The 17,441-nt window shown below is 49.2% G+C and carries 21 protein-coding genes; 1 reads left to right on the top strand and 20 read right to left on the bottom strand.

Annotation, left to right across the window (positions count from 1 at the left end; genetic code table 11):
* Positions 1–60: 60 nt before the first annotated feature.
* The 20 genes from fabF to AAH187_RS00975 form a co-directional block, all read right to left on the bottom strand.
* The gene (fabF, locus tag AAH187_RS01070) at positions 61–1,314 is read right to left on the bottom strand and encodes a beta-ketoacyl-ACP synthase II (RefSeq protein WP_342346579.1); all 1,254 of its coding nucleotides are present in this window, start codon (positions 1,312–1,314) and stop codon (positions 61–63) included.
* Positions 1,315–1,435: 121 nt separating this feature from the next.
* Positions 1,436–1,666: an acyl carrier protein gene (gene acpP, locus AAH187_RS01065; RefSeq protein ID WP_312646215.1), complete on the bottom strand. Its 231-nt coding sequence runs from the start codon at positions 1,664–1,666 to the stop codon at positions 1,436–1,438.
* A gap of 59 nt (positions 1,667–1,725) precedes the next feature.
* Positions 1,726–2,472, bottom strand: a complete 747-nt coding sequence (gene fabG / locus AAH187_RS01060; RefSeq protein WP_342346578.1) for a 3-oxoacyl-[acyl-carrier-protein] reductase — start codon at positions 2,470–2,472, stop codon at positions 1,726–1,728.
* A gap of 37 nt (positions 2,473–2,509) precedes the next feature.
* Positions 2,510–3,445, bottom strand: coding sequence for an ACP S-malonyltransferase (fabD, locus tag AAH187_RS01055; protein WP_342346577.1), 936 nt, complete (start codon positions 3,443–3,445; stop codon positions 2,510–2,512).
* Between the two features lie 74 nt (positions 3,446–3,519).
* Positions 3,520–4,335: an SDR family oxidoreductase gene (locus AAH187_RS01050; protein ID WP_342346576.1), complete on the bottom strand. Its 816-nt coding sequence runs from the start codon at positions 4,333–4,335 to the stop codon at positions 3,520–3,522.
* A gap of 121 nt (positions 4,336–4,456) precedes the next feature.
* Positions 4,457–5,431 (bottom strand): beta-ketoacyl-ACP synthase III, encoded by a 975-nt coding sequence (locus AAH187_RS01045; protein ID WP_342346575.1) that lies wholly within the window; start codon positions 5,429–5,431, stop codon positions 4,457–4,459.
* Between the two features lie 21 nt (positions 5,432–5,452).
* Positions 5,453–6,448 carry a phosphate acyltransferase PlsX gene (plsX, locus tag AAH187_RS01040; RefSeq protein ID WP_342346574.1) on the bottom strand — a complete coding sequence of 332 codons (996 nt, stop codon included), beginning with the start codon at positions 6,446–6,448 and terminating at the stop codon, positions 5,453–5,455.
* Between the two features lie 45 nt (positions 6,449–6,493).
* On the bottom strand, positions 6,494–6,676 hold the full coding sequence (rpmF, locus tag AAH187_RS01035; RefSeq protein WP_312646209.1) for a 50S ribosomal protein L32: 183 nt from the start codon (positions 6,674–6,676) through the stop codon (positions 6,494–6,496).
* Positions 6,677–6,714: 38 nt separating this feature from the next.
* A complete protein-coding gene (locus tag AAH187_RS01030) occupies positions 6,715–7,335 on the bottom strand; it encodes a DUF177 domain-containing protein (RefSeq protein WP_342346573.1) in 621 nt (206 codons plus the stop codon).
* A gap of 54 nt (positions 7,336–7,389) precedes the next feature.
* Complete coding sequence (gene rpsR / locus AAH187_RS01025; RefSeq protein ID WP_312646208.1) at positions 7,390–7,617, bottom strand: 30S ribosomal protein S18; 228 nt, start codon at positions 7,615–7,617, stop codon at positions 7,390–7,392.
* A 23-nt stretch (positions 7,618–7,640) separates the two neighbouring features.
* On the bottom strand, positions 7,641–8,057 hold the full coding sequence (gene ssb / locus AAH187_RS01020; protein WP_342346572.1) for a single-stranded DNA-binding protein: 417 nt from the start codon (positions 8,055–8,057) through the stop codon (positions 7,641–7,643).
* The gene (gene rpsF / locus AAH187_RS01015) at positions 8,035–8,394 is read right to left on the bottom strand and encodes a 30S ribosomal protein S6 (RefSeq protein WP_342346571.1); all 360 of its coding nucleotides are present in this window, start codon (positions 8,392–8,394) and stop codon (positions 8,035–8,037) included. The genes ssb and rpsF overlap by 23 nt, the downstream gene beginning before the upstream one ends.
* Before the next feature lie 208 nt (positions 8,395–8,602).
* A complete protein-coding gene (gene pth / locus AAH187_RS01010; RefSeq protein ID WP_342346656.1) occupies positions 8,603–9,172 on the bottom strand; it encodes an aminoacyl-tRNA hydrolase in 570 nt (189 codons plus the stop codon).
* Positions 9,173–9,184: 12 nt separating this feature from the next.
* A complete protein-coding gene (locus AAH187_RS01005) occupies positions 9,185–9,907 on the bottom strand; it encodes a 50S ribosomal protein L25 (protein WP_342346570.1) in 723 nt (240 codons plus the stop codon).
* Positions 9,908–9,958: 51 nt separating this feature from the next.
* Complete coding sequence (locus AAH187_RS01000; protein WP_342346569.1) at positions 9,959–10,900, bottom strand: ribose-phosphate pyrophosphokinase; 942 nt, start codon at positions 10,898–10,900, stop codon at positions 9,959–9,961.
* A 112-nt stretch (positions 10,901–11,012) separates the two neighbouring features.
* On the bottom strand, positions 11,013–11,945 hold the full coding sequence (gene ispE / locus AAH187_RS00995) for a 4-(cytidine 5'-diphospho)-2-C-methyl-D-erythritol kinase (protein ID WP_342346568.1): 933 nt from the start codon (positions 11,943–11,945) through the stop codon (positions 11,013–11,015).
* Positions 11,946–11,978: 33 nt separating this feature from the next.
* Positions 11,979–13,211 (bottom strand): type II secretion system F family protein, encoded by a 1,233-nt coding sequence (locus AAH187_RS00990; protein WP_342346567.1) that lies wholly within the window; start codon positions 13,209–13,211, stop codon positions 11,979–11,981.
* A gap of 49 nt (positions 13,212–13,260) precedes the next feature.
* Positions 13,261–14,373: a type IV pilus twitching motility protein PilT gene (locus AAH187_RS00985; protein ID WP_342346566.1), complete on the bottom strand. Its 1,113-nt coding sequence runs from the start codon at positions 14,371–14,373 to the stop codon at positions 13,261–13,263.
* Positions 14,374–14,397: 24 nt separating this feature from the next.
* Positions 14,398–16,215 carry an ATPase, T2SS/T4P/T4SS family gene (locus tag AAH187_RS00980; RefSeq protein WP_342346565.1) on the bottom strand — a complete coding sequence of 606 codons (1,818 nt, stop codon included), beginning with the start codon at positions 16,213–16,215 and terminating at the stop codon, positions 14,398–14,400.
* Between the two features lie 15 nt (positions 16,216–16,230).
* Complete coding sequence (locus AAH187_RS00975; protein WP_342346564.1) at positions 16,231–16,809, bottom strand: CDP-alcohol phosphatidyltransferase family protein; 579 nt, start codon at positions 16,807–16,809, stop codon at positions 16,231–16,233.
* Positions 16,810–16,980: 171 nt separating this feature from the next.
* Between AAH187_RS00975 and AAH187_RS00970 the strand changes: the two genes are divergently transcribed.
* Positions 16,981–17,298 carry a hypothetical protein gene (locus AAH187_RS00970; RefSeq protein WP_342346563.1) on the top strand — a complete coding sequence of 106 codons (318 nt, stop codon included), beginning with the start codon at positions 16,981–16,983 and terminating at the stop codon, positions 17,296–17,298.
* Positions 17,299–17,441: the final 143 nt, after the last annotated feature.

Here is a 17,441-nt window from a genome sequence, read left to right as displayed (position 1 = left end):
TACTGAAGTTCTGGAGAAGCACATCTCTCAAAACAATTCAATCGAAAATGACAATGCTGCCTATTCGCCTTTCCAACGGCGGAACACCAAACAGGCATTGACACCACCAAATCCAAATGCATTTGAAATGGCGACATCGACAGAACAGGATCTGGCATGAGTCGGAATATAATCCAAATCACATTCGGGGTCTGGCGTCTCCAAATTGATGGTCGGAGGAATGACGCCATGGTGCATGGCCATGATAGAAAAAACCGCTTCAATTCCCCCGGCAGCCCCCAATAAGTGGCCGGTCATGGACTTGGTAGAACCCACAGGAATGGAATAGGCCTGGTCCCCAAAGACTTTTTTGATGACCTGCGTTTCAATCCGATCGGCAAAGGTGGATGTGGCGTGGGCATTAATATATCCCACAGATTCTTTAGCGATCCCCGCATCCTGAATCGCACGCTCCATACAAGTCACCGCACCGGCACCATCGTCTGGCGGAGCGGTTATATGAAAGGCATCGCTGTTCATGGCATAGCCGAGCACCTCGGCATAGATGCGCGCACCACGAGATTTGGCGTGTTCCAATTCCTCTAAGATTAAAACCCCGGCTCCTTCGCCAATGACAAACCCGTCACGATCTTTATCAAAAGGCCGACTGGCCCGTTTCGGTTCATCATTTCTCCTGGACAACGCCTTCGCCGCTGCAAATCCCGCAACTGCTGTCGGGCAAATGGTTGATTCCGCTCCCCCAACCAGCATGACATCGGCCTCTCCCCGCTGAATCAGTCGAAATCCATCCCCGATACAATGATTCCCTGTGGCACAAGCCGTGACCGTACAGGCATTTGGACCCTTGGCTCCAAAACGAATCGCCACCTGCCCTGAGGCCAAATTAATAATGACCATCGGGATAAAAAATGGCGAAACCCGGTCCGGGCCACGTTCCAGCAACACCTTATGATAATGCTCAATGGCCGGAAGACCTCCAATGCCTGCTCCAATATAGACACCTACACGATCCGCCTCATCCGGATTCACCACAAGCTTGGCATCATCCACTGCCTCTTGACTGGCTGCAATGGCAAAATGGATAAAGGTATCCATTTTTTTAATTTCTTTTTTCTCAATGAACGTCGAGGGGTCAAAGTTCTTAACCTCCCCCGCAATCTGCACTGAATACTGGCTAGCATCAAATCTGGTAATGGGTCCGATCCCGGACTGGCCTTGACATAGTTTATCCCATGTGTTGGACACACCAATATCCAACGGGGTAACCAATCCCAATCCTGTCACGACCACTCGTCGTGGCGTCCATTCAGTCATTGAGGAACTCCGTACGCATCATGGTTGAAAAACCCGGATACTGAATCTAAGGTCCTACCTCCACGATGCCCACGATCAACCATGGGTGAACCGCAATTTCGCACAGCGATTAATGTCCTTATTAGACTTTTTCCTTAATAAAATCAATGGCTGCTGAGACTGTTTGAATTTTTTCTGCATCTTCATCAGGAATTTCGATTTCGAACTCTTCCTCTAAGGCCATCACCAATTCCACCGTATCCAAGGAATCAGCTCCCAGATCTTCTACAAACTTGGCCTCAGGTACCACATCATCTTCTTCAACACCTAATTGTTCCACAATAATTTTTTTAACACGCTCTTCAACTGCCATTGTTGGCTCCTCCTCGTTGCAAAGTTTATCGAATGAGACACATCCTGTTGCGCATGGGCTTAGGACGCCATATGCATCCCGCCATTCACATGTAACACATGACCGCTAATATACCCGGCCTTCTCTGAACTCAGAAAGCACACCGCATCGGCAACATCCGAAGGTTGCCCTAACCGCTTTAATGGAATTTGATTCAGTAACCCCTCTTTAATTTCCGGCGAAAGATGTTGGGTCATCGCGGTGTCAATAAATCCCGGTGCCACGGCATTGACGGTAATATTTCGACTGGCATACTCCCGGGCAATGGTTTTGGTGAGACCAATCACTCCCGCTTTTGACGCGGCATAGTTGGCCTGGCCCATGTTCCCTATCGCTCCGACAATGGAAGCAATATTGACGATTCGACCACTTCGTTGCTTGCTCATGGAAGGCAGAACGGCCTTTGCACAGAAAAAGGTGCCGGTCAAATTAACCTGCAGGACGGCAAGCCAATCCTCTTCTTTCATCCGCATTAACAACCCATCGCGCGTAATTCCTGCGTTATTCACCAGGATATCCACTCGACCCCATTCTTTGAGGACGCGATCCATCATTCCCTTAGCCTGCTCCCATTCGCCAACATTGACCGAAACCGCCAACGCTTTGCGACCCAATTGTTGGACAAGCTCCACGGTTTCTTGACAACGTTCAGCATCAAGATCGGCAACCACGACATCGGCACCTTCCCTGGCCAATGTGGTCGCAATCGCCTGCCCGATTCCTTGGGCACCACCCGTCACTACTGCAATTTTATCCGTCAACAACATTCTCAAATCCTTCTTGAAAATTTGGCCCAGTTTGTCATTAGGCACAGTGTGACAGGACGTGAGCGTAGGATTCCTGATCCATCACATTCCACGTGGTAGCCTCTGGAACAATGCGCTTTACTAATCCAGTCAGGACTTTCCCTGGACCGATTTCCACGAAATGCGTGATACCCATTAGAGCCATGGCCTGAATAGTTTCCTGCCACCGTACGGGGGAAGGTAATTGTCGCACAAGGGACTCACGAACCTCCTCCGCTGATAACAAGGCTTTGGCTTCCACATTATTAATCAACGGTACATTTAAAGCAGACCACTTTAAAGAATCAATATCTTTTTTCAGTCTGTCAGCAGCAACCTGCATCAATGGGGTATGAACCGGGACACTGACTGGAAGTGGCATGACCCGCTTTGCTCCACGTGCTTTAGCCAATTCTGCCGCATGTTCCACTGCGGCTTTTTCTCCCGCAATGACCGTCTGTCCTGGAGAATTGAAATTGGCTGGAGCCACAACTCCTACAGATTCTGCTTCTTGACAGACGCTTCGGACATCCTTTTCCGAAAGGCCTAAGATCGCGGCAACTAACCCGCTTCCAGGAGCCACCGCTTCCGCCATATAACGTCCTCGCTTCTGCACCAAATTAACTGCTTCTCGAAAATCCAGCGCACCTGCCGCCACTAATGCGGTATATTCACCCAAGCTATGACCGGCAACTGCGGCGGGAAGAAGGGGACCTTCACGGACCAGTTGAAATGCTGCGAGACTAGTCACCAGCAATGCCGGCTGCGTAAATTCAGTTCGATTGAGTTGCTCCGACGGCCCCTCAAAACACAATCCACCCACATCGTATCCCAAGATATCCGAGGCTTCCTGGTAGAGGGCCTGAACCGTGGTGCTACTCTCAAAAAGAGGCTTTCCCATGCCAACTGACTGCGAGCCTTGCCCAGGAAACAGAAAACCAAAGACTGGCGTCATCTTTTTCGCTCACTCTCTAAAAAATTCCATGACTCAGGAGCAGCCCACAACATGGCCCCTCTCACTTCCAGAAATTAATCAACAATAAACTCTCCACCATCCACACAAATCACATTCCCAGTGATCCAATGGGCTTTCGGATGACTTAACAGCCCTAGCGCATCGGCGACATCTTGGGTCGTGGTCAGTCGGTTTGAAGGGTTTTTTCGTTTGGCTAAGGTCAGCATTTCATCAGACCCTGGTATTTTACGCAAAGCTGGGGTATCCGTGACACCGGCCATCAGCGAGTTTACGGTAATACCCAGAGGAGCCAGTTCCAGAGCTAATTGCCTGGTGTGGGACTCCAGGGCCGACTTCGCAGCGGAAACCGCTCCATACGTTCGCCAGACTCGTGCCCCTCCGGCGCTGGTCATGGAGAAGATTCGACTCCCTGATACCAAAAATTTTTGTGCCACTAAATCCTGTGTCCAGTACACCAGACTGTTGGCCATGACATCCAACGTCATATCCATCTGCGCTTTATTAATGGCTTCTGCATGGGATTCCGCAATATACGGCTTCAGTGTCCCAAAAGCTAACGAATGTAACAACACCCGCACACAAACAGGCTTCCCCGATTCTTCCGCACGTTGCTTCAGCGCTTTCAAAATGTCGGCACGCTTTTCAGGATCGGCTGCATTGACGTTAAAAAATAGAACCTCCCGCCCGAGTGAACGAATCTGGGAAGCAATACGCTCTGCATTCGGCTGTGTTGATTTTCGATCAAGATGCACCCCACAGATATTCAAACCTAAATTGGCCAGCTCCAAAGCTGCCGCCTCTCCGAAACCGCTAGAAGCTCCAAGAATCAGCGCCCAATCATTTTCGCCCCATGAGGTCGTTCCAGACATAATTCCCCTCTCTTTAAACCTTCCAAATCTTTTGGTTTGCTCTTGTTGGAAGCCTCAGATTTTTTCCCTGCTTGTGTGGCAATGATCTCATTCAGGGAAGAGACACCCGCCGGCAGTCACATTACCAACGAACAACAGTTGATGCCCAGGTCAGACCTGCACCAAATGCTGCCAAGAGCACCACACTCCCTTTATGAATTCTCCCCTCCTGGACAGCTTGATCGAGCGCCAACGGAATCGATGCTGCAGAGGTATTACCAAATCGATCTAAATTTATCATCAACTTTTCTCGAGCCAACCCCAATCGCTGGGCCACGGCATTCAAAATCCGCATATTAGCCTGATGAGGAATGAAGAGATCGACATCGTCCAATTCTAATTTATTGGCGTCTAATGCCTCTTTGGTGGCCTCTTCCATTGATTTGACAGCAATTTTAAAAGTTTCATTACCCTTCATTTTTATAAAACATCGTTTTTCTTCAAGAACCTCTTTGGAGGCCGGTTCCCGCGATCCGCCTCCAGGCACCTGAATCATATCCGAAAGCCCGCCATTGGCATGCAAATGCGTGGAAAGGATCCCCGAACCTTCAGGGCCTTGACCTACCACGACCGCCCCAGCCCCGTCGCCAAATAAGACGCACGTATTGCGATCGGTCCAATCGGTTATCGCTGACATGACTTCGGAACCAATGACCAATACGTGCCCCATCCCATTTTTCACATAGGCATCTGCAATAGCCAACGCATAGATAAACCCGCAACAGGCGGCGGAAATATCGCAAGCCGCTGCCCGAGTTGCCCCTAACCGATGTTGGATGAGACAGGCTGTGGAAGGAAGAGGAGAATCTCCTGTACAGGTGGCTAAAAGGATCAGATCGATCTCGGATGCCGCCACATCAGCAGCAATTAACGCTCGCTGAGCCGCCTCAACAGCTAAATCGGAACAGGCCTGCCCTGGCTCAACCACCCGGCGCTCCCTGATCCCTGTTCGTTCAATAATCCAGGTATCCGAAGTGTCAACCATGCGCTCTAAATCCGTATTGGTCAAGACTCGCTTGGGAACATAGGCCCCTGTCCCTAGAATCACGCTATTCATACTTGAGACACCGCTTTGAATTCACCTGCACCCATGCGCAATGTCCCCTCGGATTGCCTCAATCAAACCACCTTCCGCCAAAGCCTGGGCTCGAAGAATAGCATTTTTAATCGCCTTCGATGAGGAACGACCATGACAGATCATACTGATACCTTCAACCCCCAAAAGAGGAGCTCCGCCGAATTCGGCATAATCCGTTTTTCGCCGTAACCGCAGAAGGGGTCCGGCCACAAACAGATAGGAAAGCCGACCAAGGGCTGACTGGGCAATTTCTTTCATCAGCATTTTTTTTATCGCATCCGCCAACCCTTCAGAAATTTTCAAGGCCACATTTCCAATAAACCCATCCGTAACGATGACATCGGCATTTCCACTATAGACATCCCGCCCTTCAACATTACCAATGAAATTAATGGGGCTATCCTTCAATAATTTAAAGGTTTCTTTTGTGACTTCATTCCCTTTTGTATCTTCTTCCCCAATACTCAACAGACCTACCCTTGGACGATCATTTCCTAGGAGATGCCTCCCATATTCATGCCCCATTATTCCAAACTGAAAGAGTTGTCTGGCAGTACAATCAACAGTGGCGCCGACATCCAACATGATTGCCTTGCCCTGGCGAGTCGGCAATGTCGCTGCAATTGCGGGTCGTTCAACTCCTTGAATCAATCCCAAAAGAAAAAACGCTGATACCATGGTGGCACCGGTATTTCCTGCAGACACCAACGCATCGGCTTGTTTATTTTTAACTAATTCTGTGGCTTTCCATATGGAAGAATCTCGTTTTTTTCTGGCAATCAACGCTGGAGATTCATGCATATCCACAACTTGTGGCGCATGAAAAATCTCAATGCCGGCTTTGGTACCGCCGAGTTTGTCCAGATGAGATTGGAGAGAGGGTTCGTCTCCGACCAAGATAATCGAGAGAGAGGATTCCCTTGTAGCCTGTATGGCTCCTTCGACATTGGGAGATAATCCATGATCCCCCCCCATCGCGTCCACGGCTATTTTCATGAGTTTGGTGTTAAAAGATGACTGGCTCGAGAAGAAAAATGCCGTTTAGCCCTCTTCAACCGAAATAATGGCGATCCCCTTATAGGTCCCACAATTCAAACATGTCGTATGAGATGGCTTGGGCTCATGACATTGAGGGCACGTAGACAAATTTGGCGGGGTGAGCTTGAGATGGGATCGCCGTTTATCCCTGCGGGCTTTAGAAATTTTGTGTTTGGGATTTGCCATAATAGTCCAACTTTTCAGTTAAGAGGTGACTGATGCCTTCACGATCCCCTTCGAACGGAAGCGGAGGAGCGCTTGGATGGATTTTTTTTTGATATTGTTTGCTGGAAATTTGGCACCGGTTCTGAGCCTGTAACTGGGGTACAACACCCACAAATGCCATCATTTAAATTACCCCCACATACCTGGCACAACCCTAGGCAATTTTCATCGCACAAGGATTGGAGAGGGCTAGCAAGAATGACTTGCTCTCGAATAGCTGGAAGAAGGTCGATTTCATTTCCTGAAATAGGGTAAACATCCTCTTCGGTCGCATCCTCATCGACGGGTTTATCGCTCCCCTTTACCCCTTTGCCTTTATCCCTGTGCGGCACAATCACATTCACCGCTTTCACAGCTTTTTTAAATTCAACCTCGCACGATAATGACAGATCTTCCTCAAATTGATCCAGGCAACGAACGCACTCCCTGGCCATCCTTCCAATTATTTTCCCTTGAAAATATGCAGACCGCTCGCCAGTCAGAAATAGCTCTCCATAACAACTTAAGTTCCCAATAGGTCTTCCCTCATCATTGGAGAGCAATAAGGCCGAGGGCTCAACCTCATGATGAATTTGAAGCCCTGCTGAGGGGACATCAAGTAGATTGATGATTATCGACATTTCACTACCACACCATTCTACCCTACTGCCCCATATCGAAGAAAACTGATGACCTCAGTGTTCTTCTGCAAATGAAAGGATAGCAACATGCCTGGCACGCTTAATCGCTTGGGTTAATTTTCTTTGATGCCGCAAGCAATTTCCCGATGTCCGACGAGGAATAATGCGTCCGCGTTCCGTGAGGAAATTCCTCAATAGATTTGCATCTTTGTAATCCAATGGTGTTTTATCGAAGCAAAAGCGGCACACTCTTTTCCGCTGAAACAATCGTCCTTTTTCCACAGAAACCTCTCCTCGGCTAAAAATTAGGGCATAGGGTCAGGATAATACTCTTCCGAATCATAGGTAGACTCCTCAGACACTCCTGACCCAGAGCTACCGGAGGAGGACTTTTTCGGCAAGAAGGTTACTGTTTGAGCAACCACTTCATGTTTGCTTCGCTTCTGCCCGTCGTCTGCTTCCCATCGACGTTGTTGTAGGCGACCATCAACGATGGCCCCGTCACCTTTATTGAGGTACTGCCCACAATGTTCGGCTTGTCGCCCAAACACGACAATATCAACATAACAGACCTCTTCTTTTGGCTCATCGCCCTGACGGTATCGGCGATTCACCGCTAACGGGAAATTAACCACAGGTGTGCCGCTGGGTGTATACCGAAGCTCAGGATCTCTGGTCAGATTTCCAATCAAAATGACTTTATTGAAATTGATTCCCACCATCTCCAGCATCCTCTCCACTTGCTTCAGCTTCAGCTACTGCAACCAAGTCACTTGGGTTCAGCTTTACGGTCATAAACTTCATTACCTGATCTTCCATACGCTGAAAGCGCTCCAACTCAAATACGACGGTAGGAGGGCCTTCGAATTGAACCGTAATATAGGTCCCCTTCCGTTCGTGTTGAATATCATAGGCCAACTTTTTCTTCCCGCTATTATCGAAATTTAAAATATTGGCCCCCGCCTGACTTAGGACTTCCTTCATTTTTTCAATCACCCGCTCATTTTCTGTTTCCGCTTGAACGGGACGAAGAATACACAGTGATTCATACAGTTTCATACATAACCTTTCCCTCTGACAGTATTTTCTAGTTTTCAGGCAGAATAATCGTGTTGTACCACAAAAGGGGACACAAGCTACCATAGGGTAAATTGGAGTGTCAAACTCCTATCCTGAAAAGAATATGACCATTCAGAAACTAAAAACCTGATATTATTTTTAAGTAAAGTAGGGCTGTTGCCAGGAAAACTGACCAATACACGAATACTTACAGTCCCATCTCAGAAGATCGCACATGAAATCGATTCATGGCAATGTCTGGTCCATCAGAAATCAGGCATTCCAACGAATCAATGGCCTTCGGAAGAATTGGGATAATTTTCTCCCACTCTTCTGATAGAAATGGTGAGAGTACAAAATTCGCAAGGCTGTCATTATTCTGAGGACGCCCTATTCCCACCTTGACTCTGGAGAACTCTTCCGTCCCCACACACGATAAAACCGACCGCAGACCATTATGGCCACCTGCCCCCCCGCGGGCTTTGATCTTGATCGCTCCCAGCGATAGGTCCAGATCATCATGTACAACAATAAGATCAGGCGATTCTGGAGACAAATCCTGAAGGACAGACCGAATCACCACCCCAGTTTGATTCATCCACGCCATGGGAAGAAGAAGCAAAACCGGATGACCCTTAACGTCACCTTTTCCTAAAAAACCATGCTCCTGCTTGGCCAAAGTAACATTCCAACGCTCCGCAGCCTGCTCAAGAACCATCCAGCCAATGTTATGTCGCGTGTGTCTGTACGACTCTCCTGGATTTCCAAGTCCCACCACCAGATGCAAGGGTTACTTCTTGCCTTCTTTCGCTTTACTATCTGGTGCGGCCTTCGCTTTATCTGACCCCGCCACAGCCCCTCCAGCAGCCGCCCCTTCAACCGCGGCTTTTTCTGCAGTGGCAACAGGAGACACTCCCTCAGCCGCCTCGCGAGCCAGAAGGGACTCTAGTTTCGCCTCAGACATCTTCGTGGCAACATGGGCAACCATGAGATCCTCATCATCCAAAATCTTGATGCCTGCGGGAACTGCAACTTCTTTTACATGCACCCCATCACCAATCCCGAATCCTGAGGCATCGATTTCAATATGATCCGGAATTTGAGCCGGCAAACACTCAATATGTAATTCGCGCAACACCTGATGCAATATACCCCCCTCTTTCACACCAAGAGGGACTTCTCCGATAACCGTCACGGGAACTTTGACGCGAATGGCCTTTTTCATCGAGACTTCAAAGAGGTCTACGTGGAGAATTGCACCGGTAATGGGATCAATTTGGTGGTCTTGGAGTACCGCGATCCTTTCTTGTGCCCCGGAAATTCGAACAGTCAGCAACCCGGTATGGCCAACCTGAGAAATCACCAAACTTCTGGCTATCTTATGGTCCATGGCCACAAATTCAGACTTCCCCCCTCCATAAAGGACTCCGGGAATTTTTCCTTGTCGCCGCAATTGCCTCGCCACGCCTTTTCCAGCCTGATCCCGTTTTTCTACTTCAAGTTCATATTTCATCGTCTTGACCTCTTCTAGATAGGAGTGAATGTGAACAATTCCTTAGCTAATTTATACAAACAAGGATGTCACCGATTCTTCACGATGTATCCTCAAAATCGCCTCACCCAACAAAGGAGCAACCGAGAGGGTCTTCAATTTTGGACATTGCTGATCCTTTCCATTCAAAGGAATGGTGTTCGTCACCATGACCTCCCGGAGACAAGACGATTGCAAGCGCTCCAGAGCTGGACCAGACAGAACGGCATGGGTACTCCCAGCCCAGGCCGACAAGGCTCCATTATCCATACAGGTTTGAGCCGTTTGGACAATGGTTCCGGCCGTATCAATCATGTCATCAAACAAGAAGGCATTCTTACCTTGGACATCGCCAATAATATTCATCACTTCAGCCTGATTGGGTGATTCCCGCCGCTTATCGATAATCGCGAGGGAGGAATTCAGTCGTTTGGCAAATGCCCTCGCCCGCTCGACCCCTCCCGCATCAGGGGAAACGATCACCAAATCAGAAACATTTTGCTTTTTTATGTAGTCCAACAACACAGGCATGGCGTAAAGGTGATCAACAGGAATATTAAAGAATCCCTGAATAGGTCCGGCATGAAGGTCCATGGTCAGAATCCGATTGGCGCCGGCTGCCGTGATCAAATCCGCAATTAATTTGGCACTAATTGGCACTCGGGGTTGATCTTTTCGATCTTGTCTCCCATATCCGTAATAAGGAATGACCGCCGTAATCCTGGAAGCCGATGATCGTTTGACCGCATCGATCAGAAGCAGCAACTCCATGATCGAAGTATTCACCGGGTGGCAGCAGGATTGAATGAGAAAGACATCGCCTCCTCGCACATTCTCATCAATTCTAACCCTAATCTCCCCATCACTAAAGGTCGTAACCGTCGCCTGACTCAAATCCTGCCCAATATACTGGGCAATTTCTTTGGCCAACGCAAGGTTGGAGTTACCCGTGAACAATTTTAAATCTCGGAGCATAGTGGTAGTCTCAACTTGCCTAGGTAAACCTGAACCGTAGCAGATTTTCAGGAAAAAAAGCAGAGCAAAGGTAATTCTACAATCGGCGGCTTGTCAACTCAAAGCACTGAATCTACATTTTGGAAGCCTGAGAAGAAGAACTAACATGGATTGCGTCATGGGGTAAATCAGTCGAACCCATCGGGATATCAAAGATTCGCCAACTAGTATCACGGCGCAACCGGGTGGAAGCCTGCCGAGCTTCCTCTTGAGTGTGGAAAACACCAAATACAGTGGCTCCGCTACCTGATAATAGTGCGGCTTGAGCCCCAAAGGAAAGCAAAGTATCTTTAATAAATCCCAAAATGGGATAAAACGGAAACAACGGCGCCTCAAAATCATTCTCCATTATCCCGATCACTTCCTCCCAGGAGAGGCTCAACTCACGATCTACCATTTTAGTAAATTCACCTAAAGGACGGACAGCATCCCGTTGAGAGGCCAACTGTTTATATGCCCATTTTGTCTGAATAGGAAAGCCAGGATTGACAAGAACCACCCACCGTTCACCTTTGAGGCAACAGGCGGTCACCTCCTGCCCCCACCCCCGAACCACTGCACAAGGTGCTCTAAAAAAAAAGGGAATATCACTTCCGAGTGTTGCTCCCGCCTCACACAATTCAGATAAAGTCCAATTTAACCCCAGCAAGTGAGCGAGGCCATACAGAGTGGCGGCGGCATCACTACTCCCACCTCCCAGACCAGCCGACAAGGGAATGATTTTGGTTAACTCAATATCAACTCCTACATTCTTTTCAGCCCGCTGAAGGACCAATTCAGCCGCCCTATAAACCAGATTTCCCTTATCCGAGGGCAACGGGGCATCTCCACACGTTAAGGCAAGGCCCTCCCGATCAGGGTTAAGCCTGATTCGGAGGAGATCAAAGACATCGACCGTATGCATGAGAGACCATAAATTATGATACCCATTGGGCAATTGATCCAGTACCCGAATCAATAGATTCACTTTAGCCGGCGCCCGCACCAGGATTTCAGTAACTGACATAGCACTCCCACTCACGACGAATTACCTTCAAAGTCATCCAATGACTGATCCGATGGAAAAAATTGGAAGATACATGGCCACAACGACAAGGGCAATCCCACAGCCCACGACCAAGATAATAAACGGCTCCAACACCGACGTTAAAGTGGCTACAGTTCGATCGACCTCTTGCTCAAAGAAATCAGCAACTTTTTCCAGCATAACATCGATAGAACCGGTTGATTCTCCCACCTTGAGCATTTGGGGAACCATGGGCGGAAAAACCTGGCGAGCCCTCAAGGCCTCGGAAATGGGCATTCCATCTTGAACCGCTGTAGTCGCCAGCTTGATGCTTTGCTCAAATACTTTATTACCAGTCACCGTTCCCGCCACACCCAAGGCAGACAACAACGGGACCCCACGACGGACTAAAAACCCTAATGTCCTGGAAAAGCGCACCGTAGCCGCCTTTTGGATAACGGATCCCAGAAGGGGGACTCGTAAGACCCACCCATCAATGGCCTGTCGACTTTTCGGATTTTTCAGCACCCACCGGATACCCACAACTAAACTTCCCACGAAAATCGCCAACAAAAAGATATAATCTCGAACCCCCTCAGCCACATCAATCACCACCTGTGTCAACCAGGGAAGGGATTCGCCCATATCTTGGAATAAGCCGGAAAAAAGAGGGACTACCCAAATCAGCAAAAAGACCAGGACAATCATCGCGACAGTGACGAGCAAAGCCGGATAGGCTAATCCAGAAAAAATTTTCGCCCGCAACTGAGCCTGTTTACTAAGGTACATTGCCAGTTGGGTCAAACTCTCATCCAAGCGACCTGTCGTCTCTCCTACTTCAACCATACTCCGATAAAATTCATGAAAGACGGTTGGGTGGCGTTTTAAAGCATGAGCCAACAAGGTTCCGCCCTCCACATCCACTCGAATATGTTTGACAACTTGTTGCAAGGTCGGGTTTTCGGCTTCACTGGAGAGAATGTCCAGACATTCCAAAAGAGGCACGCCCGCACGAATCAAGGTTGCCAGTTGATGGGTAAAGACCACCAATTCTTTACTTCTTACAGCTCGCCAGCTCCCCTGGCGGTTCCAGCCAGTCACCAGGCAACTAAGATTGAATACCCTTTCACCTTTTTCGTGGAGACCGGTCACCAAGACGTCCTGCCTGCGAAGAAGCTGTAAGGCCTCACTTGAAGTGCCAGCCAACACTTCTCCTTGCATCGTCTGTCCAGTGCTATTTTTCGCGCGGTATTCAAACGTAGGCATCTTGAATCTCTTACTCGCGTTCTCTGTGAAAGATCAGGAAGGTCATCATTTACATCCGGGGACGCAGCCTGGCCAACGACATCCCCCCAGACCGATCCCGACCGGTGCGTTCCAATAGCTTGGATAACTCATCAGGAAGTGTTGTGAGTCCCATAGCCAACTCAGAGGATATCACTCCTTGGCCAGCTAAGTCGGCCAAGGCTTGATTCATTGTCTGCATGCCATATTGGGCTTGTCCCGTTTGCATCATGGAATACATTTGATGAAGCTTGTCTTCCCGAATCAGATTCCGAATTGCCGGAGAGGTAATCAGAATTTCTAAAGCCAGCACTCGGCCCTTTCCCTCATAGCGGGGCAGAAGTCTCTGAGCCAGAATGCCTTCCAGCACCATCGACAACTGAATGCGAATTTCTTGTTGCTGGTGGGAAGGAAAGACCGAGACCAATCGTGTCAGCGCATGAATAGCAGAATTCGTGTGCAAGGTGGCCACCGTCAGATGACCGGTTTCGGCCATGATAAGAGCCGCCTGGATGGTCTCGAGATCTCGCAATTCTCCCAAAAACACCACATCGGGATCCTGTCGTAAAATACCTTTCAGTGCGGATTGGAATTCGCGGACATCGGATCCGACTTCCATTTGGGAAACCAAACTCTTTTTGTGCGAATGAAGAATCTCAATAGGGTCTTCTAATGAAATAATATGGGCAGACCGCTCCTCATTAATATGGTCCAGCATTGAGGCCAATGTCGTACTTTTTCCGCTTCCCGTCGGCCCGGTCACCAAAATCAGCCCTTGGGGCTTTCTCAACAATTCCTCAACAATAGGCGGTAGGCCTAATTCTTCAAACGTCGGAATCTTCCCGGACACTGTTCGAATGGCCATGGCCAAGGATCCCCGCTGGGAATAAACATGGACCCGAAACCGACCAATAGCAGGATCGCTGTAGGCTCCATCCCAATCTCCGGCCTCCATAACCTGATGATACTGTGCTTCTGTCAACAGACTCGCTGTGAACCGAGATATGTCCTGGCTGGTCAACGTCGGAGACTCCATAGGACGTAAATGCCCGTCCACTCGAAGGCGGGGCACACTGCCGGAGACCAGGTGCAAATCGGAGCCACCCTGCCGGCATAATTCACCTAGAAGTACAGTCAATTCCATTGGAGCACCTGTCTTCCGGGGTACCTACGCAAAAGCATCAGACCTCGTTTCGGCAAATACCTCGCCAACAGTGGTCAAACCACCTTGAACAGCCGCCATCCCCGCTTGCCTAAGTGTGCGAAATCCCTCGCTTATCGCACAGGCTATTAAGTCATTCGTCGATGCCCGGGCCAAAATTTTTTCATGGAGCCCTTCAAATATAGGCAATGTCTCAAATAAGGCCATACGTCCTTTAAATCCAGTCAGATGGCAGGACGCACACCCCCGCCCTTTCATCGCTTGAACCGCACCGAATACATTCGCATCAATCCCCAGCTCCTGCAGCTGAAATTGAGATACCGTATCCAGCTCCCGACAATGATCACAAATTTTCCGTACTAATCGTTGGCCCACAATGAGCGAGACGGCGGAAGACACCAAAAATGGCTCAATGCTCATATCGATGAGGCGGGCAATCGCCCCTGGGGCATTCATAGTATGCAGAGTCGAAAGAACTCGATGGCCAGTCAGGGAAGCCTGAATCGCGATTTGCGCGGTTTCCCGATCACGAATTTCCCCCACCATCATGACGTCAGGATCCTGCCGCAGAAAAGCACGCAACCCGGCGGCAAAATTCAATCCAATCTCTTCATGAATTTGCATCTGATTGATGCCCTGGATTTGGTATTCCACGGGATCTTCGACAGTGACAATATTCATCTGAGGAGTGTTCAGAAATTGTAACGCGCTATAGAGGGTTGTCGTCTTTCCGCTCCCCGTAGGCCCTGTCACCAGGATCATCCCATAGGGATTTTCCAGAGCCGTCGTGACCCGATCCAAATCAGGCTGGTTGAGCCCGATATTGGTCAAATGCAATGCAAGCCCTGATTGATTCAGGAGACGCAGGACCGCTTTTTCCCCAAACAAACACGGCAGAATTGCTACTCGAATATCGACGTGGGGAAAGCCCTCCACCTTCATCCGTCCATCCTGGGGTAACCGACGCTCCGCAATATCCAGATCAGAAAGAATTTTCACCCTGGCGAGTAATGCCTGATGAAGATCCTTAGGAAGATTTTGAATCGGGCACAAGACGCCATCCAACCGAAAGCGAACCCGGATTATGGTCTCCATCGGCTCAATATGAATATCACTCGCCTCCATTTCAATGGCCTGCTGAACAAGCCCATTCACAACCTCAACAGCTGAAGAATCTTTATCAATTTTAATATGACGCTTCACACGAGACATTTCTGCGTTGTCATGAAGAAGGCTAGATCTTTCTTGACCATTCAACCCGTTAGCCGAGGCACAGACAGGGCCAACAGGCCTCCCCATCGAATTGGGTGAAATCCGGTCGCTATCTCCGCGGTTTTTGAAATTACCCTCCTCATCTTTTTGCAGAGGTTCGGGGATTGAGGAAGATCCGTCTGGAGCCTGGCCATACACATGGGAGATCGCTGTCCGTAAATCCGACTCGGTAGCTACCATGGGGATGATGTGCAGCCCTGTACGAAATCGCAAGTCATCGAGCAAAGACGCATTCGTGGGGTCGGCCATAGCCAGACTCAGACGTGAAGTGGTTTTCCGCACCGGCAAAACGAGGTGCCGGCGGACAACGTCATAAGGAACCAACCCCCGAAGACTCCCGTCAATCGAGCACGTAGACAATTCTACGGTGGCAACCCCATAATGCTGGCTGAGAAACTCCAATAAGGTGGATTCAGACAGAACCCCCATCCGAACCAGAATGCTCCCGAGGCGCCCTCCTTCTCCCTGCTGAATATCAAGCGCCTGAGACAAATCATCTGAAGAGATCACTTTCGCATCCACCAGCTGTAGGCCGACACGCTCTCGATTCACCGATATCCTCCGGTTTTACCCTTGTTTCTTGCCTGAAGAATTGAGCCGTTGAATCCCCCGGAATAGATAATGCACTCCAGAACCGGTTGTCAGGATGACCATTACCGAGAGAAAAGGAATGATGCTTTCGGAGGGAACACGCCCGGTCGCAAAGAGAATCACCATGATGACATAGCAAATTTGTGCAAAGGTGGTACCTTTTCCCAACCAGGTGGGAGTAATATCAATGTCGATTTCCGTTAAATTGGCCAATATGGTCCCCGTGAGGAGAATGGCGTCACGGCTCACCACAAGAATCACCGCCCAGACAGGGATGAAATGGAGAACAGATAGGGTCACGATGGCCGACATGAGAAGTAATTTGTCAGCCAGAGGATCGAGGTACTCGCCTAGGCGAGTGCGCTGATCGGTGATACGGGCTATTGCCCCATCCAGCCCATCGGTCACTGCCGCGACTAACAATGTCACTAGGGCATAATCATAGTATTCGTAGAGCAAAAACCCAACGAAGACAGGAACAAGGAGAATCCGAAGAACGGTGAGACTGTTGGGGAGGTTGATTGGAATGTCGGCACCCGATGACTCGCGGAGCATTTCGCCACAACCCCTTTCTCGCAAACGTATTTTTCCCAAGCGTAGGGAAGGTTACGTTGGGATTCTGAGGGAAGTCAACCACGCTTGCGACCCCCATCGGGGCAGCCTATAATCCGTTTTCACAGAAAGAAAAAATACCTATACCCTATCGTTAAGCCGGAGCCAGAGCACATGACATCGCTTCCCTTATCCTTTCGAGTCAGAAATGCCGTCGTGGAAAAGCATCAATTGGAGGGCATGGACCCTAGTGACCGCTATTTCAATCGAATGATCCCAATTAAACGGGTGGAACGCGGATATTCGGGAACGGTCATGTACGAAGCGCTAAACCTCCAATCGCAAGTCTATCGAACCGTGCAGGAAAGCCTGAAGGACATCACCGATCAACTTCGCGAATTAGGCTTTACCACCATGCGCACCCGCCTTAATTTCAAAGGTCAAACATACCTGGCGGAAAAGGAAACCTGGGTTGATTATCTCGATGCCTAATTTTGGGGCTCATTCCCAACCATCATCCTGATGCCCTTTCCATTCCAATTGCCCTTTCTCGATCACCCACAATAGCCCCCAGTTTCTTCCATCGAGTTCCGCATTCATCACCTGAACTCCTTCACCTTCAAAACATTGCCAAA

The organism is uncultured Nitrospira sp. (assembly GCA_902500695.1).
Taxonomy (GTDB): domain Bacteria; phylum Nitrospirota; class Nitrospiria; order Nitrospirales; family UBA8639; genus Nitrospira_E.
Note: the sequence above shows the minus strand (reverse complement) of the source record. Positions and strands in the feature narration are given on the sequence as shown.